General features: G+C 35.3%; 15 protein-coding genes. 10 read left to right on the top strand and 5 right to left on the bottom strand.

Annotated features, from left to right (window positions below):
- Positions 1-74: 74 nt before the first annotated feature.
- Complete coding sequence (gene gldJ / locus AC4MRQ_RS05305) at positions 75-1,574, bottom strand: gliding motility lipoprotein GldJ (RefSeq protein ID WP_491196615.1); 1,500 nt, start codon at positions 1,572-1,574, stop codon at positions 75-77.
- A 386-nt stretch (positions 1,575-1,960) separates the two neighbouring features.
- Between gldJ and porU the strand changes: the two genes are divergently transcribed.
- The 8 genes from porU (at position 1,961) to AC4MRQ_RS05265 (ending at position 16,077) form a co-directional block, all read left to right on the top strand.
- Entirely contained in the window at positions 1,961-5,623 is a 3,663-nt protein-coding gene (porU, locus tag AC4MRQ_RS05300) for a type IX secretion system sortase PorU (RefSeq protein WP_491196614.1), read from the top strand.
- Between the two features lie 86 nt (positions 5,624-5,709).
- Positions 5,710-6,858 carry a type IX secretion system outer membrane channel protein PorV gene (gene porV / locus AC4MRQ_RS05295; protein WP_491196613.1) on the top strand — a complete coding sequence of 383 codons (1,149 nt, stop codon included), beginning with the start codon at positions 5,710-5,712 and terminating at the stop codon, positions 6,856-6,858.
- 66 nt (positions 6,859-6,924) lie between these two features.
- Positions 6,925-7,407, top strand: coding sequence for a 2-C-methyl-D-erythritol 2,4-cyclodiphosphate synthase (gene ispF, locus AC4MRQ_RS05290; protein ID WP_491196612.1), 483 nt, complete (start codon positions 6,925-6,927; stop codon positions 7,405-7,407).
- Positions 7,408-7,425: 18 nt separating this feature from the next.
- On the top strand, positions 7,426-7,707 hold the full coding sequence (locus tag AC4MRQ_RS05285) for a thioredoxin family protein (protein WP_491196611.1): 282 nt from the start codon (positions 7,426-7,428) through the stop codon (positions 7,705-7,707).
- Positions 7,708-7,797: 90 nt separating this feature from the next.
- The gene (locus AC4MRQ_RS05280) at positions 7,798-9,627 is read left to right on the top strand and encodes a BamA/OMP85 family outer membrane protein (RefSeq protein ID WP_491196610.1); all 1,830 of its coding nucleotides are present in this window, start codon (positions 7,798-7,800) and stop codon (positions 9,625-9,627) included.
- 3 nt (positions 9,628-9,630) lie between these two features.
- Positions 9,631-13,473, top strand: a complete 3,843-nt coding sequence (locus AC4MRQ_RS05275; RefSeq protein WP_491196609.1) for a translocation/assembly module TamB domain-containing protein — start codon at positions 9,631-9,633, stop codon at positions 13,471-13,473.
- Positions 13,474-13,480: 7 nt separating this feature from the next.
- Positions 13,481-15,679 (top strand): tetratricopeptide repeat protein, encoded by a 2,199-nt coding sequence (locus tag AC4MRQ_RS05270; RefSeq protein WP_491196608.1) that lies wholly within the window; start codon positions 13,481-13,483, stop codon positions 15,677-15,679.
- Positions 15,680-15,690: 11 nt separating this feature from the next.
- The gene (locus AC4MRQ_RS05265; RefSeq protein ID WP_491196607.1) at positions 15,691-16,077 is read left to right on the top strand and encodes a DUF3859 domain-containing protein; all 387 of its coding nucleotides are present in this window, start codon (positions 15,691-15,693) and stop codon (positions 16,075-16,077) included.
- A 5-nt stretch (positions 16,078-16,082) separates the two neighbouring features.
- Here the strand turns inward: AC4MRQ_RS05265 and AC4MRQ_RS05260 are convergent, their stop codons facing one another.
- Together AC4MRQ_RS05260 and AC4MRQ_RS05255 are read right to left on the bottom strand one after the other, a co-directional pair.
- Complete coding sequence (locus AC4MRQ_RS05260; protein WP_491196606.1) at positions 16,083-16,211, bottom strand: hypothetical protein; 129 nt, start codon at positions 16,209-16,211, stop codon at positions 16,083-16,085.
- Positions 16,212-16,399: 188 nt separating this feature from the next.
- The gene (locus tag AC4MRQ_RS05255) at positions 16,400-18,145 is read right to left on the bottom strand and encodes a response regulator (RefSeq protein ID WP_491196605.1); all 1,746 of its coding nucleotides are present in this window, start codon (positions 18,143-18,145) and stop codon (positions 16,400-16,402) included.
- Between the two features lie 283 nt (positions 18,146-18,428).
- Here AC4MRQ_RS05255 and AC4MRQ_RS05250 point away from each other — a divergent pair, with 283 nt between their 5' ends.
- The gene (locus AC4MRQ_RS05250) at positions 18,429-19,277 is read left to right on the top strand and encodes a hypothetical protein (protein WP_491196604.1); all 849 of its coding nucleotides are present in this window, start codon (positions 18,429-18,431) and stop codon (positions 19,275-19,277) included.
- A 144-nt stretch (positions 19,278-19,421) separates the two neighbouring features.
- A complete protein-coding gene (locus tag AC4MRQ_RS05245; protein WP_491196603.1) occupies positions 19,422-20,063 on the top strand; it encodes a redox-sensing transcriptional repressor Rex in 642 nt (213 codons plus the stop codon).
- Between the two features lie 60 nt (positions 20,064-20,123).
- On the opposite strand, the gene AC4MRQ_RS05240 is transcribed toward AC4MRQ_RS05245, so the two are convergent.
- Entirely contained in the window at positions 20,124-21,335 is a 1,212-nt protein-coding gene (locus AC4MRQ_RS05240; RefSeq protein ID WP_491196602.1) for a sensor histidine kinase, read from the bottom strand.
- Positions 21,336-21,474: 139 nt separating this feature from the next.
- Positions 21,475-22,851 carry a sigma-54-dependent transcriptional regulator gene (locus AC4MRQ_RS05235; protein ID WP_491196601.1) on the bottom strand — a complete coding sequence of 459 codons (1,377 nt, stop codon included), beginning with the start codon at positions 22,849-22,851 and terminating at the stop codon, positions 21,475-21,477.
- Positions 22,852-23,104: the final 253 nt, after the last annotated feature.

Here is a 23,104-nt window from a genome sequence, read left to right as displayed (position 1 = left end):
GTTTGCTAAGAGCAAAAATAAAAAAAGAGGCTAACTTTTAAAGCTAGCCTCTTGAGATTATTCTGCTACGGGAATTATTTCTTTTTACTTTGTATTGGACTACCAACACGTGTCATGGCACAACGGAAGCCAAGATCATCACGACTTTCTCTTTCGTCAAGATAGCGGCGTGCACCTGGTGCTAACCAATAAGCGCGGTCTCTCCAACCACCACCTTTGTATACCCTTGAGCGATCTGATACCAAACTTCCAAGGTCGCTGTTTGCGGCACCTGAGTACATTGTACCTGTATTGTTGTCAACGTCGTTCCAGTTATCTCCAACAATAGCATTTGAGGTTGCGTCACCATCAGCATAATTACGGTTATCTGCCGTGCGGTAATTCTTACGGTTCAAGATATCTTTATCTTCTTCGGTACGGTAACGAATACGACCTAAACTATCTTTTTCAACAATGTATCCCTCTTCGTCTAAAACTTTTTGTTTAAATACATTACCACGGTAAGGACTGAATTCATCCATATCTTCAAACGAAAGTGGACGATAAACATCAGCTACCCACTCATTAACGTTTCCAGCCATGCAATATAAACCGTAATCGTTAGGGTAATATGATTTAACATTAACTGTAATGTCACCACCATCATTTAAGTTGCCGGCAAGACCCATCATGTCACCAGTACCTCTCACAAAGTTGGCCATCATTTTACCTCTTTCTTTTTTATCAGGATTTCTGGTAATATGACCATTCCAAGGATAAATACGACGATCTGTCATTCTTTCGTCATAAGAATTACCAATTAAACCAAGAGCAGCATACTCCCATTCAGCTTCGGTTGGGAGGCGATAACGAGGTAATAACATACCGTCGTCCCATCTTACTCTACGAGTATCATTATTTGGATTTAGATCTTCCATTGGGTTTTTACCCTGGATACCTTCATACTGACCATATAAGTATGCTTCTGTGTTGAAGTTATTTTCACCAATTTGGTTAACATCAAACTCAAGAATGCCTTCATCAACCAAGATCATTTCATTTACACGGTCTGTACGCCATTTACAGTAATCTTGGGCTTGAATGTGGCTTACTCCAACTACCGGATATTCAGCATAAGCTGGGTGACGAAGATAGTTTTCAACCATTGGCTCGTTGTAAGCCATCGGACGACGCCAAACTAAAGTGTCAGGTAAAGCTTTCCTATAAACTTCCGGATAATCAACATATACACGTTGAATCCAGAACAAATATTCCAAATAATCAATGTTTCTTACTTCTGTTTCATCCATGTAGAATGAAGGTACAGTTACTCTTCTGGGAGCATTGTTCCATTCGTATAGTACGTCTTGCTCAACACGTCCCATAATAAATGTACCACCTTCGATAAATATTAATCCGGGTCCGGTCTCTTGCTCATAGCCCGACTTATACTCAAAACCACCAAAGTCAGGATTGTTATATTCCCAACCTGTTGCAGAAGAAACAGTTTTGCTTCCACCGCTTTTACTACATGACGATAAGCCTACTAAGCTAAAAGTCAAAACAGCTAAAATAACTGCGGTATTTAATCTCATAGCAATTTGATATTGTGTTCTAATTATCAATTATTTACGAACTTAATTCAGATTCACGCTTGCCGTGTAACTGACTACTTTATACTGCAAAAATAAAAAAAGGTTATAGCTATGCTTCTTTTTCACTCGTTTTTTTAGAGTGTACAAAATACGCGCTATACAATTTTTCAAGATTCTAAACGTTAAAAATAGAAATTTCTTGCACAGATAAAGTTATTTTTGTGCTTTTTGATGAACAATTACCACTAAATGTAGTATAACTTGCATGTTGAGTATGCAAAAATAAGAGTAATTTAAATTGATTTACGGGAGGAAAGATGAGAAAATACCTATATATAATATTTTTGTTTTGCAGCGCTTTCATTGTCAACGCTCAAGAATTAAAAGTGAGTGAATCATTCACTTGGTTGGACAATGAGGTTATAGAAGACGACATTAAATTTAAAATTTCAGAATCAGCTGAAATTGATGATTTAACTGGTTTTCCCGTAAAAGTATCAATGTTTCCATTACCCGCATACTTAGATTTGGATTCTATCCGCATTACGCATCAAGTTAAAAGTAGTACTGTAGTTGAACCAGAAATTTATAATCAAATTGGTTTACACTTTGAAAATGTTAACCTAATTAGAAAGCGAATTGTGTGTATTCAACGGCAATACTATTTGCAACTGGAAATTATACCAATTATATACGATGATGAACAAAATGCATTTGCAAAAATAAATGAACTTGAGATACAAATTAATATACCTGAAATAAAAATTGCAAAACAGTTAAAAAGTAAGTCATCGACTATTAGTAGCTCAGTTTTGTCAAGTGGGAAGTGGGTAAAAATTAAAGTAGTTGAAAGTGGAGTTCATAAAATTCCCTATACACAGCTTTCTTCATGGGGTTTTAGTGATCCTTCAAAAGTTAATGTGTTTGGCAACGGTGGAAATTTGCTTCCAAGAGCCAATTCGGCTTTCCGGCATGAAGATTTAACTGAAAATGCGGTTATTCATGATGGAAATGCAATTTACTTTTATGCCCAAGGGCCTACTGGCTGGACTTATAATGAGCAACGTAAAATGTTTGTTCATCGCTTGCATGACTATACCGATGTGACCTATTATTTTCTATCAGATGATAATGGAGAAGGAAAAAGGATACAACCAAGTGAAGAAACAAGCGAGTCATTTACAAATGAAACAGATGAGTATGATAGTTATCAGTTTCATGAGTTAGAGAATCAGAATATTCTTAGCTCGGGCATAGAGTGGTATGGTTTAGGGTTTGATCCAGGACAAACACGTTCTTATTCATTTATTTTTAACAATAGGGTGAAAAGCTCTGAGGTTAAGGTCTTATCCAATGTAATTGGTCGTTCAAATCCATCATCAACCTTTCAGTTAAGTCACGGAGGTAATTTACTGAAAGAAGTTGGCATACCTTCCATTGACTATAGCAATAATGTAGGTGCTTTTGCTAATGAAGGTAATATTTTGAGTCTTTTTATGACAGATAGTGATGTTATTGATCTAGATCTGACATTTAATTCTCTTTCTGGAAGTGCCAGTGGTTGGTTGAATTATATCTGTATTAACGCCAAAGAATCAATTGAATTTGATGATCAATTGACGTTTAGGAATATGGATGTAACCGGACCAGAGCAATCAACAAGATTTTATTTGAATGGAACAAACACATCAACTATACTTTGGGATGTAACAGATCATACACAACCCTTAGAGGTAGACATTAATGCTTATAATGGTAAAAAAGGTTTCACTTATAAAACAGAAGAGCTAAAAGAGTTTGTTGCATTTAATAAAGATGGAAATCTACCGCAGCCAATATTTGAGGAAACTGTTGAAAACCAAAATATCCATGGAATTGATGTTCCGGATATGTTAATAGTTGCGCACCCATTATTTGAAGGTGAGGCCAAAAGGTTGGCAATGATTCACATGAATAACTCAGGATTACAGTGCGAAGTTGTTTTTCCATACCAGATTTATAATGAATTCTCATCTGGTTCTCCTGATATTAGTGCAATAAGAGATTACGCCCGATACCTATATAATAGCAATGATCGCTTTAAGTACCTTTTGCTTTTTGGAGATGGCTCGTTTGATAATCGTACCTACAATGATGATAATACCAATTTTATATTGACCTATCAGTCGGATAACTCAATTAATATTAAGGATTCCTATGTGTCCGATGACTTTTTTGGTTTTCTAGACGACAATGAAGGGAGCAATATGCTATATGACAAATTAGATATTGGTATTGGTCGTTTTCCTGTGAGCGATATTGATCAGGCTAAAGCAATGGTTGATAAAATTGAACGATATTTAAATGGAAGTGCTGTAGGCCCATGGAAAACTGAGCTAACATTTTTAGCCGATGATGGAGATGGCAATCTGCATATGCGTCAGGCTGATCAATTATCAGATCAGGTTTACTCAGATTTTCCGTCATTCAATCATAACAAGATATATCTTGATGCCTATCCTAAAACAACAACTTCATCAGGAGATCGATACCCAGATGTTAACAAGGCTATTATAGAAAAAGTTGAAGGTGGAACATTATTGTTTAATTATACTGGGCATGGAGGGGAACGTCAATTGGCTCATGAAAATGTATTAGATAAAACCGCTATTAAGCAATTCACAAATTTAGACCGCCTGCCTGTTTTTGTAACCGCAACTTGTGAATTTAGTCGATACGACAATTATCATGAAACATCAGCAGGGGAATGGGTAGTACTTTCTCCATTAGGAGGTGGTGTTTCAATGTTTACAACAACTCGTATTGCATGGTCAAATGAAAACTTTCAGATCAATAAGAGCTTTTATCGAAATATATTCAGGGAAGATCAGAATGGAGAAAAGATCAGGTTAGGGGAAGTTATTCGTGATACCAAAAATGAAATTGGAGGAAGTGTGAATAAGCTAAATTTCACCTTGTTGGGTGACCCAGCTTTGCGGTTGGCTTATCCAACTGGAGATATTATCACCCAAAGTATTAATGGAATACCTGTTGTTGAAGAGATAGATACTTTAAAAGCCTTGTCCTTGGCTGAAGTAAAAGGAGCATTGAATCCATCTGTTTCAAATAGTTCTGTTGTGACAATGCAAGTTTTTGATAAGCCAATTACTGTGAAAACATTAGGGAATAAAGGTGCCGTTCCATTTGAGTATCAGGTTTATCAAAACCGTATTTTTAAAGGACAACTGGATGCTGAAGGAAGTGATTTTCAGGCATCTTTTATGGTACCAAAAGATATTCGATATAATGTAGCTGAAGGAAGGATCAGCTATTACTCACATGATGAAGGTGGTTACGAAGCCTTTGGAGCAGATAATACCATCCTCATTGGTGATGTGATAGGTCATCAACCAGATGATACAACGGGGCCAGATATTGAATTGTGGTTAAATGATTTGAAGTCTGCTAGTGGACAATATACAGGTTCACAGCCTGTATTAACGGCTAACCTAAGCGATGAAAGTGGTATTAATACAAGTGGTGTTGGCATTGGGCATGATATTACCTTGGTGATTGATAATATGCGTTCGTTACCAATTAATTTAAATGCCTATTATACCGCCGATAAAAATAGCTATACAAGCGGAAAGGTGGTTTATCAGCTGCCAACGCTGGATGAAGGTAAGCATTCAATTGAACTGAAGGTTTGGGATAATATGAATAATTCATCTGTTAAAACTATCGATTTTGAAGTTAAATTAGATGGGAACTTAATGGTATCAAATGCTACAGTTACGCCAAATCCGGTAGAGCCTGGCGGTACTGTACAGATTTATTTTGAGCATGATGCACCAAATCAGATATTGGATGTTACTTACAGTGTATATAGCACAAGTGGGCGATTAATTGAGAAGTATGAAACTAAACAAGCATCTGTAGGAAATAAGATTAACCCAATAGAGTGGACACCTGGTGCACTTCCTAAAGGAATTTACATTGTCTATTGCGAGATTAGTTCAGCAGAAAATCAAATAGGAAGTTTCTCAAAAAAAATACTCATTATTAAATAATAAAAACAGAATTTTGTAGTTCTGTAAATACTCACCTTATCCAATAACACTAATTTTGTAAGAGAGTAACGTATATGAACCATAATATGAAGCAAATAAGTATTAAAATAGGCCTGATCGCATTGGTTTTTCTTTTTAGTTGGAATGGAACCAAGGCTCAAAGTGATGATAATAATGCGATTACTACAGCAGCTCCCTTTTTGAATATTAATCCGGATTCAAGAGCAGCGGGTATGGCCGACGCGGGTGTGGCAACATCACCTGATATGAACTCGCAATTTTTAAATCCGGCCAAATATGCCTTTATCGATGGAGAAATGGGAGTTTCAATTTCGTTTACACCATGGTTACGTAAATTAGTGAATGATATTAATATGTCAACAGCGGCTTTTTATTATCGAATCGATAAAATGCAGACTGTGAGTGCCTCATTAAGATATTTTTCGTTAGGGGAAATTACTTTCTCAGATGGTCCCAATGATCCGGGATATCAGGGTAAGCCTAATGAGTTTGCTTTAGATGCAGCCTATTCCAGAGTATTATCTGAAAAGTTCTCCGGAGCCGTTGCATTTCGTTATATCTTCTCTGATTTAACGAATGGTTATTCAAATACAGGTGAAAGTTTAGAACCTGGGCATGCATTTGCGGCTGATGTAGCTTTTTACTTTAAGCAACCAATGCGTGTGAATCGTAACGATGCAGAATTTACTGCCGGTATTAATATTTCAAATATTGGTTCAAAAATCACCTATGATGGGGTGAATAAAGAATATATCCCAACGAATTTAAAATTGGGAACTGGATATTCGATGGAGCTAGATAGGTATAATTCAATTGCGTTTGCTTTGGATATTAATAAGCTGTTGGTGCCATCAAACCAAATTAAGCCTGATGATGCTGGTGATGATTGGGTAGATCCTAATGATGACAAATCTGTGCCAGCTGCTATATTCGGTTCATTTAGCGATGCTCCAGGCGGTTTTCAGCAGGAACTTCAGGAAATTACCTTTTCATTAGGTGCAGAATATTGGTACAACAAGCAATTTGCTATTCGTGCAGGTTATTTTCATGAACATGAGAATCAAGGGAATCGAAAGTTTGCTTCGGCAGGTTTTGGGTTAAAGTTTAATATGTTTACCCTTGATGCTTCTTATATTATCCCAATGGTACAAAATAACCCACTGGCCAACACAATGCGATTTTCATTATCATTTGATTTGAGCGATATGCGATAACAACATTATTCATTATATTTGAAAAGACCTTAAGGTACTTCCTTAAGGTCTTTTTATTTTATGCATATGAAGATTAGAGTTGGATTTGGTTACGACGTTCACAAATTAGGTGAAGGTGAGGAATTATGGATTGGTGGTATCAATGTAGAACACACAAAGGGAAGTATTGGACACTCAGATGGAGATGTACTTATTCATGCCATCTGTGATGCTCTGTTAGGTGCAGCTAATATGCGAGATATTGGTTATCATTTCCCGGATAATGATCCGTCATTGAAAGGGATTGATAGTAAGATATTACTTAAAAAAACTATCAAATTATTGGATGATAACGGGTTTTCTATTGGTAATATTGATAGTACCATTGCTCTGGAAAGGCCTAAGCTTAAAGATATAATTCCACAAATGCAGATGACTTTATCTGATGTAATGGGGATAGAACCTGAAGATATTGCAATCAAGGCGACCACAACTGAGAAGCTTGGATTTGTTGGAGAACAGATGGGAATAGCTGCATATGCAACGGTTTTAATAGAGAAACGTGATTAATTAATTTTCAAGAATAGAATGGAGTTAGCAGAACTGAAATATTTCTCACACGATAACTGTAGTGTATGTAAAGTGCTTTTGCCAAAAGTAAAAGCACTAATTGCTTCAGAATATCCTCAGATGAGTTTTCAGTATATAAATATAGAGGAGAACGCACAAGAGGCCGCAGAGTATCAGGTTTATTCAGCCCCAACCATCCTTATTTTTTTTGAGGGAAAGGAATATTATCGTTTCGGTAGAAATGTTTCTTTGCAACAGGTTGATGAGGCAATTCAGCGCCCATACAGTTTATTATTTTGATAGTATGGCTACTCGTATTTTTGATCAATATGTAATGAAGATAAAGTGATATCGCAATATAACCCGTTAAGTCCTAAAGAGAATTGTTGATTGAAAAAGAGACTATTATTCATATTACTATTCTTTCTTTCGTTTGTTGTAAACGGGCAAGAGCTGCTGAAAATTCGTAAGGTTTCATTTAAGGGAAATAGGTTTATTCGATCTTCTCGTTTAGAAGATGCAATCAATATAAAAACTGCAAGCGGCATTGGTGAAAAGTTCTTTGATAAATCAGCAGATAGGTATAGTAAGGCCCTTTATGATGAAAATATTAAGCTAATAAGCTATCTATATCAGAAAGAAGGATTTTTGAATGTAAGGTTCTATCAGCCGGAAATAAAAATAACCGGCCGTGACAAAGTTAAATTGAAATTTAATTTGGATGAAGGAGAGCCTGTGCAAATCGATAAAATCACTTACACCATTGATTCCCTAACAGTTTTTGAAGACTTCTTTAATAAGAAGATAAGAAGGAATATTCGCTTGCAATCCCAGTTAAAAGTCAAAAAACGTTTTCGAGATGAATCTTATTATGCCGACCAGACTTTTATTAATGGAGAGCTTAATAATATGGGATACGCCTATGCTCAGGTTAAGCATAAACTGAAAGTCGATACAATCAATAATACTGCATCACTTAACTGGATTATTGACAAAGGAAAACAATGTTACTTCGGGCCAATTGTAGTTGAAGGTAACGAAAGGGTACCAAAAGAAAAGGTAATTAAGCAACTAAAATTTAAAACAGGTGATATTTGGTCAAGGTATGAGATTGATGAATCGCAGAAACAGATTTATAACCTGGGAATGTTTCGTGTTGCTTCAATTAAAACGCTATTGAGTGAAGAAAAACCAGATACTTTACCAACGCTCGTGGCATTAAAAGAAGCACCTCGTTGGATAACGCGGTTTGGAGTTGGATATGGTAGAGAAGATAATTTCCGGGTGTTTACAGACATTCAGTATATGGGCTTTGTAACAAAGGCGGGCAGGGCTAATTTATATGGGAAGCATTCTAGTCTCGAACCTTATAATTTTCAATTTAAATTTACTCAACCCGCTATTTTATTTCCTTTTAATTCTTTGATTGTTAATCCCTTTTTGTTAAAGCAGGATGAACCAGGTTATCGAATTGCACGGCATGGTATCAATTTTACAATGCTGCAACACTTTACAGAACGATTTAACTCCTCGATAAATTTTTATCTTGAAGAAGTGGCAGGAGATTCGGCCAGAGTGTTTGAAACAAAACCGCTAAGTCTTTCTGATTCAACGTTGGCTGATTACGGTAAGTCAGGAATTTCATTAGGTTTCGTATATTCCAGCGGGCAGCCAATATTAGATCCGGTAACAGGTTTTTCCATTGCAATAAATATCAAACGAAATGGTACTTTGGTTGAGGAATCAGTTCCGTTTTACAGATGCTTGATCGATTATCGAAATTACCTGGGAATAAAGTCTGGTTTAACAATTGCTCTTAAAACAAAAGTGGGAATGGCTATGTTGACGCAAAGTGATGAGTTAGTACCAGTAGAGGAACGTTTTTTTGCAGGAGGAAGTTATTCTGTCAGAGGCTGGGGGCGCTCTCAATTAGGGCCTAAATATCCTAATGGACAGCCAGTAGGAGGGAATAGTTTATTAGAAGGGAGCATTGAAACAAGGTATCAAATATCTCCGAAAATTGTTTTTGCAGCTTTTTGTGATGCTGGAAATGTATGGCTCGATTCGTTTAAATACCAACTTAACGACTTGCGCTATTCTGCAGGATTTAGCTTTAGATTCAAAACTCCGATCGGGCCGGTTGGACTTGATTTTGCACGACCGATTTTTGATGAAGAGAAAACATGGCAAATTCATTTTAATATTGGTAATCCATTCTGATTTATGGCGAAAAAGGTATTAAAATATATTGCTTTGATTCTGGGATTATTACTACTAATGATTGCAGGATTACTAACTTATACTCAGACAGCTTCGTTTCGTAATGTTTTGCGTCATCAGGGTTTGAAGATTCTGAATCCTAAGCTTAATGGTGAAATAAACATTGGGAAGATTCATGGTAACATATTTAACACCCTGCAATTAGCAGGTGTTTCATTGGTGTTGGAAGACTCTACAGTTTTTAGTATCGATTCAATATCGCTTAAATACCATTTAGCTGATTTCTTCAAAAAGGAAATTGAGATTGATTCAATAATGATCAATGAGCCTGAATTTTATTTGTGGTTTCTGGATAGTACAACATTAAATGTTAATCATATTTTTGAAAACTTTAATTCGTCAGATAAAAACAATGCCCCCACTTTCCCCATAATTATCGATGTTAATAATGTAATTCTAAAGAATGGTCTGGGATTTTACCAAACAGGTTATGGAAAATCTGCGATAAAGCTTAAACAAATTAATCTTGAAGCAAAAGGATACTTTAAAGATAAGCATGTAGAGATCGATTTAAATGAGTTGGAGATAAATGTTAATAATCCAGATATCGTGCTTAAAGATTGTGGTTTTCATTTTATTAAAAATGGACCCCAAATGGTTCTGGATAGTTTTTATCTCCAAACGCAGTATTCAGATATTAATCTGGAAGCAGAATATAATGGTCGAGATACTTTCAATCTTAACTTAATTGGAGCACCATTACATGAGGAAGATTTCAAAAAACTTCTTCCTGGATTACCACTGCGATCGATAGAAAGATTAGAACTTCTTGGTCAAGCGAGTAACACAGGTAGCAACATTCAACTCAAAGTTGAGAAGAGTAGAAAGTCAGTAGAATTATTCCTAAAGTCCGGTAATGTTTTTGAGCTCATAAGAGAATTAAAAAATCCGATAGGTTATAATGCAGAAATTAAACTAAAGGATTTCGCACCTGAAGAGTGGTTCTATATTGATAGTACTAATACAGAATTTAATGGTTTAGTTAAGTTACAAGGGGCTGATTTATTTAATTATAAGGATCAGCTGAAATTAAGTGCCCGATTAAATCATTCAAGTTATCATCGTTTAGTAGCTGATACATTTAATATTGACGCAATTCAGAATAAGAATGAAATTGATGCTAAATTATTATTTATTAATGATCAAACAATAGTAGAAGGACTTTTTAAAGTGAAAGATTTGTATCATGTGCCAATCTATCATGCTGATGTTGAAACAAGCAACTTGAATATAGAAGCCATTAATTCACTTGTAAAGAAAACAATTGTTAATGGTAATTTAATCATTGATGGCAGATACATTGTTTCGAAGGATAGACAAGTGAAGGTAGAAGGAAAGTTGAATAATAGTCTATTATTTGATGTGCCGGTAGATTCAATAACCTTTGTTTCAAATATAGATTCTGAAGGAATAGAAGCCGATACATTTAGGGTAGATCAACCGGGTAATACATTGTTTGGGTCTGGCGAATACAATTTTAGGGAAAGAACATATAGTGGCCAAGGCCTCCTAATGAGTAACTACTTTGATCTTTCTGAGCGTTTGGGTTTACCACCTGTGGTGTATAAATCACTGTTAAGTGATTGGCACCTTAAAGGCTCTGATACAATCATTAATTATGATGCTGAGATGAGTTTTTCAGAGGCTCAGCTAGCCGGGATTGAGTCTGACACTATAGTCGTAAAGGTAGATGGTGATTATGGGCCTGACATCATGAATGTGAAAGGTGAGATTGCTTTGAGAACTATCCAAAATGATTTTCTAAGACTGGATACCTTAGGCGTTGAATTCGATTATCAGCAGAATCAATTGTACTCAAATATTGATTTTGAGAAAACTGATACATTGACTGGGCATATGAATGTATTTATGAATTATGGGGATACAATTGCACTAAAATTTGAAAATTCGAGTGTTTCAACAAGTGATGCACAATATTATCTGCCAGACACAATCCAGGAAATAAAACTTATTGATAAATCTGTATGGATTGAAAATCTTCAGATTCTTGACCGAAAGAATGACCTCTTTAGCTTAAAAGCCGATGGATATTTGAGCCAGGATTCAACGCAGGCATTTGAGTTGGATGTGAAAAGTTTGGATTTAGGTATATTGAATAGTTTTTTAAGTAATAATGATTCAATCAAAGGACAATTGTTTTCTAATATCAAAGTTGATGGGAGATACGACTCGTTAAATATTAATGGAAAGTACCTGATTGAAGAATCAGGTTATAAAAGCATCCCAATTCCAACTTTAAAAGGAGGAATTAAGTACGTCAATGGTTCTTTATACCTTGATACATGGGTTCCTTCACTCGACAGCAGCGTTTTCGCAAATGCAGTAGTGCCTTTAAAGTTGAATTTGGATTCTCAAAAAAAACAGAGTGTCGAGCTGTCAAATGATTTTAAGGCAGGACTATATATTGACTCATTGAAAATAAGCAGTCCACAGGTATCTGAATATCAATACCTGGATGCAGGTGGATACCTGAGAGGTTCAATTCTGGCAGAAGGACAATTTACAAAGCCTGTTTTTAATGGAGAATTGGTTGTAGACAGTGGTTATGTTTTAAATCAAAAACAAGGGATTTATTACAAGGATATTAATGGGATTGTTTCTTTTAAAGACAGCACAATAAGTATTGATACTTTGTTTGTTAGTTCCGATAAAGGTTATTTCGCCAGTAAAGGAGCAATGGTGTTCGATTCAACAATTATTTCCGGCAAATTAACGTCATCCAATATTGAGACTGCAATTGATGGATTTCATGTTGTTCAGCATAGTGATTACGACGTTAATATAAGTGGTAATCCATATTATAGATCAGAGGCAGATGGCAATCCTCGGTTCGGAGGTAAAGTGCGAGTCAACAGATCGTCTTTCAACTTACCCGGACTTATTAAAACAGAAGGTCAATCAGATAATAAAGACAATGTTCCTTTGTTACTACAAGCCACTCAACAAGCAGATACAATTAATTTAGAAATTGAAGATGTTCAGAAAGGCGAGATTTCTCCATTGATCAAACAATTAAGAGGGCGACTAACCATTGATATCCCGAGAGGTACCTGGCTAAAGGGAGATGATATGAATATTGAAATTGCCGGTGATTTTGATATTGCTAAAAACGGAGATTATTTCGAGTTATTTGGCGATGTTGAGGTGGTTCGAGGTTATTACATTCTTTATGGTCGAAAATTCAATATTGAAAAGGGGGTGATAACCTTTACCGGTGGAGAAATTCCAGATCCAAGACTTGATATTACTGCTGAATATACATTTCGAAGTAGTGATAAAGAAAAGCACATCCTAAGATTATCTGTTACTTCCTTGGTATCAAAGCCAGAAATTGCATTCACCCTTGATGATGATGCTATCTCAGAATCCGACGCAGTTTCAATCATGATCTTTGGTAAAACAATGGATGAATTAAGCTATGTTGGACAAAATGGAATTATTGGTTCTGTAGGTTCCAATATGTTGGCCAATATGATTACTTCATCGCTGAATTCGACAATAGGACAGCGCTTGAAATTAGATATGATTGAAGTAAACTCAACAGAGAATTGGCAAAGTGCTGCATTTGTAGTTGGTAAATACTTGACAAATGACTTGTTTGTTATTTACCAACGTGGTTTTGGAGAAACTGAAGATGACGAAATAACCCCTGAAACAATTACGTTGGAATACGAATTAAGTAAACTTTTATTCTTTAGATTGCAGGGTGGGAGTTCCAAAACATCTGGTTTTGATGTAATTTTGAAATTTGAATCCTCTAAATAGTCAAGTCATGATGAATGTAAAGGAAATAAAAGATAAGTATAGTGATATCTGTAATTATCTATCGCACAAGAATATTAAGGATAGCTTGGATGTGTTACAGGTATTGGTAAAGGAATCGCAGAACGGTGACTTGATTGATAATCATTATAATATTGAATTTACCTATAAAAATATACTAAAGTACACGGTTGAGGGGATTTCTGATCCTGAACGACAAAAAATCTACAATCATCTGGTCAGAGATGTCTATCATCTGGCAGATAAAGTGGCAGATCTGTTGTTGAGTAAATATTCAGGGGAACTTATTTATGAAATCAGGAATAAATATGATGTTGAAAGTTTTCAATCGATAATAGGTGAAATTAATACATTATGGAGTAGTATTGAATTGCAGAAAGTAGTTGACCCAACTGCTGAAAATAAGCCTGAATTTCATCGGTTGATAAATGACTTGTTTCATATTATTTGGTCATACTCTACCATCGGAAATAATAATAAAGAGCTATTGAGTCAACTGTTTAAGAGTAATACCTTTCCGGTTCATTATAAGTCAGTTCTGATTGGAGGTATTAATCTTTCACTAATGAATGCGTATTCGTATGATTATATGCAATTACTACTTGAGTTATCTGACCATCCACAAGATGAGGTAAGTGGTCGTGCGATTGTGGCATTGATTTTATCACTTAACCGCTATGATGCCCGATTACCGTTATACCCAGAGTTGTACACGCAATTGTTTATGATGATTGAAGAAAAAGGGCTTCAGGCTGTCATACAAAGTGTGGTGATTCAGCTAATACGTACCCGTGAGACTGAACGGATATCGCAAAAGTTAAATGACGAGATTCTGCCAGAAGTTGTTAAAATGCACCCAAAACTAAAAGATAAGCTCGATCTGGATAATCTTATAAGTGATAGTCTGGCAGAAGGCAAAAATCCTGATTGGGAAGATGTTTTTAAAGATTCTCCAAATTTAATGGATAAGATGGAAGAATTGACACAATGGCAAATGGAAGGTGCTGACGTTTTCCTATCTACCTTTAAGCACCTGAAACATTTCTCATTTTTTAATGAGATAACCAATTGGCTATTGCCATTTTACCCTACACAGCCCGAAGTTCAGCATGCGTTGCTAAATGAAGATGCTGTTTTTAGTAACCAATCATTGCTTGACGGACTTGCTTCATCACGTTTTTTGTGTAACTCCGATAAATATTCGTTAATTCTCAGTATTCCTCATATGCCGCAAATTCAGAAAGAAATGATGGGGCAAATGTTTTCAGCTGAAATTGAACAAATGGTTGAGATGCAAAAGGACGAGGCTATGTTGCAAGCGAATCAGAAAAAACTAATATCCAGTAACCAGTTTATTCAGGACTTATATAGGTTGTTAAAAGTCCATCCGCAGAGGCATCAGTTTGATGATTTTTTTGCGCAGAAAATGGATTTTCATAACCGTTGGTTTTATAAACAATTAACGGATGATGGCTCGTTAAGAGAAATTGGAGAGTATTATTTTAAAAAGAATTACTTCAATGATGCACTGGAAATTTTTGATAGTTTAAATGATAAGGAGGTAGAGGAGATAGTTCAGAAAAAAGCTTATTGTTATCAACAATTAGGTAATTATGCAGAAGCTTTAAAGTGTTATCTGCAAGCAGATTTGATCAAATCAGAAAGTGTTTGGAACAAGAAAAAAATAGCTCTCTGTTATCGTCATTTAAAGAACCCACAAATGGCACTGCAGTATTATAAGGAAGCAGAGAAGTTTGGTCCGGATAACTTGCATACACAAGTATTGATTGGACATTGTCTTCTGGAACTAGAGGATTTTGAAGAAGCGTTAAAATATTATTTTAAGGTTGAATATTTGGATCCTGGAAACAATAAAGTTGGTCGACCTATTGCATGGTGTTCCTTCGTTTTAGGTAAGTTTGATCAGGCCGAGAAATATTATCATAAACTATTAGTATCTGAGAAAAATAAGCATGACCTGATAAATCTTGGACACACTTTATGGTGTAAGAAAAATCGCAAAGAAGCGTTGTCTTATTATCAAAAAAGTATACAGTTAGCTAATCATTCATTGGTGGAATTCATTGAAACTTTCGAGGGTGATATTTCTTATTTGCGAAAACATGGTATCGAATCAGGCGACATTCCTTTAATGCTGGATCAAATCCGTTATTCGTTAGAAAGCTAGAGTAAGTAGGAATGGCTAAGAAGAAAATAAGCTGGGAATTATATAGCTATGGTGAGTATAGTCGTTGGGAACGAACGTCTAAAAAATTACCAAAACTCCTAAAGATTACGGATAAAATTCGAATACAGCCTGATATTGAATTTGGCTATGTAATTAAAATAAAGGGAGCAAAAGGTAAGGTAGTTGAATTTTGTATCGACCATCCGCCATTCAAGAATGATCAAGGAAAAGTAATGCCTTCATTTAAGGGAGAATACTTTGTCAATTCAAATGATTATGAGTTTTTTCTTGGAGATACAGTATGGGAACCCTATGATGACAAGGCAGGAGAGTGGACACTTACTACACAAATGGATGGGAAGGTGATTGCACAAAAGACTATCACACTTCATTTGTGATTATTTTAGTTCATCAATACCATTATCAAAAACATGATAAACCCAAGTAACGCAATAATAAGCGCTACTTCAATAATCGAATAAATCAAGATCTTACGTTTTAGTTTAATCGTGATATCTGTTTCCTTTTTCATCGTTTCTCCTTCTGCGCAATTTGTATTATACTCAATTTGCAAACATACAAGGCAAAAAGGGAAAATCAAGATTCTTTAACAGTAATTAACAGGTAGTTGACTTTTTTTAACCATAGCTAACGCTAAGTGCATGTATTTATTTCGTCAAACAATGTCAAAGCATTTGATTTAAAGATGGTAGTTGAATGTTAACTCAGATGTTTTTTAATTTTCCTGATTAAATCTTCTGGTTGAAAAGGTTTACTAATATAGTCATCCATTCCCGAGGCCAAACACTTCTCTTTATCTTCAGGAAAAGCATTAGCCGTCACTGCGATAATTGGCGTGTGTGTACCTGTGCTTTTTTCAATTTGCCTTATCTTTTCAGTGGCTTTGAAACCATCCATAATTGGCATTTGTACATCCATTAAAATAAGGTCGTATTTAACTTTGCCAAACTTGTCGAGGGCTTCTTTACCATTAAAAGCTACTTCAATTTTCTTTACTTCATCTTTAATGTATAAGATGATAATCTGTTGATTACTGAAATTGTCCTCAACAAGCAATATGTTAGCATCGCCAATCTCAACCACAGGCTTAAAGTAGTTCTCTGATTGCTTTGTCGGAGGTTTAATGTTTTCGATCGATTGGCTTTTGACATTTTCCTTAAACGAAGCTGAAAATTCAATTATTGTTTTAACCGAATCAGGTATTATTTCGATTGTGTTGCCATCCATCTCAATAATCTTTTGAGTAATTCCTAAATCAAGATGGTTAATGTATTTTGATCGATTTAAATGGATTACATCAGTGGAGTGAGGCACATTTTCACCAAGGTCTGATTTTGGAATAGGAACAACTGTGTTGCTAATGATTCTGAATTTTAAAACAATCTTATCTGGCAACAACTCTTTTCTCGAAACTTCGATGTTAACTGTTTTAAGCTCTGATTTATTGTATTTGAGAAGGCTGTTGAGCAGGTTAAGAAACACTTGCTTTATTTTAATGCTGTTACCCACCAAATTTGTCGGGATATCCGCAGAAAGAGAAAGGCTGAACTTTTTCTTGTTTTGCTCATCCTGAAAGAGTTTAATAGTGTTGTTGATGGTTGAATAAAGGTTAAAGCTCACCTCTTCTGCAGGTATCTGGTTAAAATTGGTTTTAGACGCTGCCACCATATTATTCACAACATTGACAAGGTTGTTCGATGATGCATGTATAGTGTTGATATAATCGCGCTGATCATCATTAAGGCTTGTTTTTTCAAGAATATCAATGATTCCTGTGATATTACTTAATGGCGTTCTTATTTGATGCGATAATTTGGAGATAAGTTCTTCCTGAGTTTTTGTGAAATTTTGAGAGTCGAGAACCCGACGTTCTTTTCTGAGTATTATTTCTGTGTATGTATAGTGAATAGCATAAGTCGTTACAAAAAATATAAAGTAGAAGGACAAAAAGACCATCTTTTCTGTGAGTGTATATTTTTTTGCTTGAGCAACTATATTGGCATCATTTAAAACCAGAATAACCAAGGAAATAATTGCAAGGAAAAGCATTGAGAAAATGGCACCACGTCGCATCCCCATTAGTGATATTATAAATGGAGGAAAGAGAGCTGCCCAAATAATATTGATACCAGTACTGCTACCATATACAACAAAATACAAGAAAGTCACACTGGAAAAGAAAAATAAGGAGTTTTGCATGCCTTTAGCTCGCGAATTCCGGCTGAGGTACACAAAATGAAAAGCAAATATTAAACTAAGAGTAAGTAAAGGAATTGCATAAAATATATCTTCAGTTCTTAAGCAAATAATTCCTTCAACAAAGACGATACAGAACAAGAAGAAATTAATCAGGTTGTTGATTAACATTGGTGTCTGCTCTTCAACCTCCAATTTTTCTTTATTGTCTGGTTTAAATAAAGTGAGAAATTTATTTAGTAGTTTCATTCGTCAGTTTAGTTTATAATCACAACATTTTGAAAATAGGCAATTTTTAGGTACCGTTGTTGGCAATTTTATATTATTAAACTTTTTAATTGCCTCAATGTTCTGAATGATTTTTGTTTATGTAAATATTATAATCTCTTCTGGTAATGAGACCGCAAAAATAAGCGAAAACTTACTGAAATTAAATTTCAATACTTTTTTTTGAAATTCAATAAAAATATTTGAAAATCTTGTAACAGTTGAAGGCGCAAAAAACGTATGAATTGAGAAAATATATAAGATCATGAATAAAATTTTATTGTCATTTTTGAGCAGTTTAATAATAAGTACTGCACTGAAAGCAAAAGACCATGTTCCAACAGCGGAAGAGTATCAGGCATTTCTAAATACAAAAACACTGGTTGTGATGGATGCAAATCCTATGAGTGATTTTAATTTCAAGATCAAAGAAGTAATGGAATCTGTTTGGACTTTAACAGACTTCGAGTTTATAACCAATGAAGAGTTCGAGGATAAAAGAAATGATCCGGCTTATTCATTCTTACTAACGACGGTGGCAACTTTTGATGCAGATAAAACAAAGGCCAGATATAATTTTTTGAGTTTACTACTCGGAGAAACTGATACCCAGGTAAGGGATCTACCTGATCTATGCTCTCTACCTTTATCATATCTGAGAGTTGAAGATACGAGCTATGCCTATAAGTTAGAGGCCTTTGTTCGCTTTATGCAGGATCATGTTAATTTAATGAATAAGCAGCCAGAGCTCATCAAAGCCAATGCATTTAAGTATTATAACAATAATGTTAAATCGCTGGTTGGGAAAACTTTGTATCTAGTTAAGGAGGATTTGGCTCCTGAAGTAAATTCATTAGCGAAAATCAAAAGTATCTACCCATATGACGTTAAAATTGTGAGCCAGGAAGAAGTTGAAGATGCAATTGAGCGAAAGGATAATAAAGTGGTGTTTATGCACAAAGTAGGCCCAGAAGGTACTAAATATAAAGCCCGATGCTACAAGATTTTGATAGGAGCTGATAGTTCAACTTTTTTCTATTTTGATTATCATATGGTTAATAAAAAAAATAGAGATGGCTTGTTACCGAAGGATTTTAAGAAAATGGCATCGTAGAGCCTACGATGCTAAATATTTGGTTGTAAGTAAATCAATATGCTACGAGTGATATAAATCTTGTCAATTTTACGTAGGTAATTGATTCATCATTCAAAAACTTAATTAATTTTGTAGGATTGTTAAACAGCAGAAAAGTTCGCTATGTCCTTAACAAACCGTAAAAAAAACAATTTGGTCCCTGAACCTGCGCTACGCAGGATGCCGTGTTATCTTGCATACCTGAAGTTGGCACAGAAGGAGGGGTTGAAGCATATATCATCCACTTTGATTGCTCGTGATATGGGGGTTGACCCTACACAGGTGACTAAGGATTTATCTTATACAAGTATAGTAGGAAAAACGAGAGTGGGCTACGAGGTTGAACCTCTGATTGACGTGTTAGAGGATTTTCTTGGCTTTACAGTTGTGGATGAAGCCTATTTATTTGGTGTAGGAAGTTTGGGTAAGGCATTACTGCACGATCACGGTTTGAAACAATTTGGATTGAAGGTCGTGGCCGCTTTTGATGTAGATCCGGAGGTGGTTGGTAAAACAATTGAAGGTGTGCCTATTTACCATTTTGAAGAACTGGTGAATATGCATGAAGAAACAGCGAAAATTGGAATTTTGACTGTGCCTGTTGATAAAGCTCAGGATGTTGCAAATAAGCTGGCTGAAGTTGGTATAAAAGCTATATGGAACTTTACACCAGTACGAATTAAGGTTGAAGATAATGTTGTTGTTCAGAATACATCATTATATGCACATTTGGCTGTAATGTTCAATAGAATGAAAGCAGAATAATAGTAATAAGATTAAGATATAGATAAAAAAGGTGCAACGCGAGTTGCACCTTTTTTATGCTTAAAATGTTAATGTAAATTTGGTTGCCTTTTCAGGTTCCGAGTAAGCTGTAATATTTCCACCGTGCAGACGAAGTATTTGCTTTGAAAGACTTAAGCCAATACCTGAACCTTTTGGTTTGGTTGTAAAAAATGGAATGAAAATTTTATCCAGTACATTGGGCAAGATTCCTTGTCCATTATCAATTATTTGAATTGTAATCCGTCCTCTTTGATTAAGGAATGCATTGAGCTGTATCTCAGGATTGTCAGTGGAATCTAAAGCTTGTATTGCATTTTTGACCAAGTTGATGATAACCTGCTCAATTAGTTTTTCATCGGCAGATAATTCCAGTGAATTAGGTTCAATATTGATTGTACACTTAATACCTTTGGCCTTTATCTCTTCCGAATGTAAACCTTTTATGTTGTTCAATAGCTTACTAACAGGGAAAATTGAGAAAGTTGGAGTTGGTATTCGTGTTAAGTCACGATAAGTATTGACAAAATGTAAAAGTCCATCTGTCCTTTTATGAATGGTTTCGAGAGCACCTTCAACCTCTTTGATGGTGTCAATATCATCTTCCTCTATGTTCTTATCTTTTAAGTTCTCAGATAAATCCTTTAATATCATTGTAATCGTTGAAGATAATGAGGAAATAGGCGTAATGGAGTTCATTATTTCATGAGTGAGTACTCGTATTAACTTTTGCCATGATTCCATCTCCTTTTCTTCTAACTCATCCTGAATGTTTTTAATGGAGGTAAGCAGAATGGTTCGATTATGAATCTTAAACTCAGTTGCATAAATGGCCAATTGCAATAGCTCATCCTTTTCTTGGACCCGAATAAGCGTGTTTTCCCCATGTCGAATGGTTAGGAGCTTTTGAACCAGTTCAGGACTAAAATCTTTTAATGACTGAATATTGTTAAGTGCACGAACCTGAAAGAGTTTTTTGGTAGCATTATTAATGAGTTCTACTTTGCCATCTTTACCATAAGCAATCAAGGATATACCAATATGCTGGATGACTGTTTGTAAGTAGTAATAATTCTCTTCCTTTTCAGCTCTAACTTCCTGAAAATCTTTTATAACTTCATTAAATGATTTTTTAAGTTTGTCAAAAGATGAGTCAAGGCTCTCCACTTGAAAGGTTCTTGTGAAATCAGAATAACGAATGGATTCTAAAAAATTGTTTAATACCCTATTGGTTCTGTCAACATAGTGAATCATTGCAAAAATTTGGAAAGCAATGAGTAGACCAACCAATACCAGGGTCATTGTAAGTTCGGTATTGAAGAATAGGTAGAAGAATGCAAAAATAGACCCTGCTAATAGCAAGGTCCTCACAATGAAGTTTATTCTAAAGTTATTATAAACCATGTTTTTCCAGTCTTCGATATAAAGATGTTCGAGTAAGTCCTAAATCAGCAGCAGCTTTCGATACATTACCACGATTCATACGCAATACTTTCTCAATAATCTGTTTTTCGATTTCTTCAAGGTTATAGGTATCAAATTCAAAACCTTCCGAAGAAGTTGGTAATGATGAAAGTTGAAAATCACTTTCCTCAAGATTTGCCGATTCACTCATTATTACCGTGCGTTCCAGAATGTGTTGAAACTCTCTGACATTTCCAGGCCATGGATAGTTAGTCAATTTCTTAATAACCTTAGCCGATAGCTTGTTGACTTTTTTCTTGTATTTTTTTGAGAATATCTTTAAAAAATGGTCGGCCAAAACAGGAATATCTTCAGGCCGTTCTCTCAATGGCGGCAGCTCAATTTCGACTGTGTTGATTCTATAAATTAAATCCTGACGATAGCTATCTTCCATTGCCATCTGTTTCAGATTCATGTTGGTTGCACAGATCAGACGAATATCAATTGGTTTAGATTTATTAGCACCGACTCGAGTTACTTCTCTACGTTCTAAAACAGTTAATAATTTAGCTTGAAGTGGTAAAGAGAGGTTTCCGATTTCATCCAGAAATATTGTTCCTTTTGAAGCAAGTTCAAAACGTCCCGGTCGATCAGCTTTAGCATCAGTAAATGCGCCTTTAACGTGTCCAAAGAGTTCACTCTCAAACAAGGTTTCACTAAGAGCACCTAGGTCAACACTTATAAAACTTTCGTTGTTACGCAGTGAGTTTCGATGAAGTGCTCTGGCTACAAGTTCTTTACCTGTCCCATTTTCTCCAAGAATAAGCACATTAGCATCTGTTGCCGCTACCTTTTTAATGGTATTGAATACGTTTTGCATGCCTGGCGAAACCCCAATGAAATCAGCAAATGGTTGATCTAAGATGGTATTTATTTCTTTTTGCTTTGATTTCAGATCCTTCACCTCATTTCGTGATTGGCGAAGTTGAATCGCAGAGTTAACAGTTGCAAGTAGCTTCTCGTTTTGCCAGGGTTTAAGAATAAAATCGGTTGCACCAGCTCTTATAGCTTTAACCGATTTTTCTACATCGCCATATGCTGTTATAAACAAAACAACAGCCAAAGGATCAATCTGAAGTATTTTTTCTAACCAATGAAAACCTTCTTGACCACTAATTGCATCTTTTGTAAAATTCATATCCAAAAGAATAACATCAAAAGAATCGTCAGCCATTAAAGCAGGTATCTTATTCGGATCAGTTGAAGTAGCAATGTATTCAACATGTGGTTTTAGTAAGAGTTTTAATGCAAATAATATATCGGCATTATCATCTATTGCTAATATACGTCCAGATTTTTTTGTCATCTTATTTTGTTTTTCGATACTAAATATACCATAAAATACGTACAACAACCTTAAAATATGTACGAAAGCGTACGGTTTATTTTGCACTTGCACCATCCAAAAAGGGTGCCGTTTTTATAATTGCCTTGATTATAAGGCGTTAATGCTTGTGGCATAAAAAGTGATGAAATATTCTTGAAGAATTGATATACATTAGTGTCGTTAATTTGAAGAGAGATTGTTGTAAGTGTCAGGTTGTTAGTTTATTGTCGGT

The sequence above is a fragment of the Carboxylicivirga sp. genome, from assembly GCF_982718395.1.
Note: the sequence above shows the minus strand (reverse complement) of the source record. Positions and strands in the feature narration are given on the sequence as shown.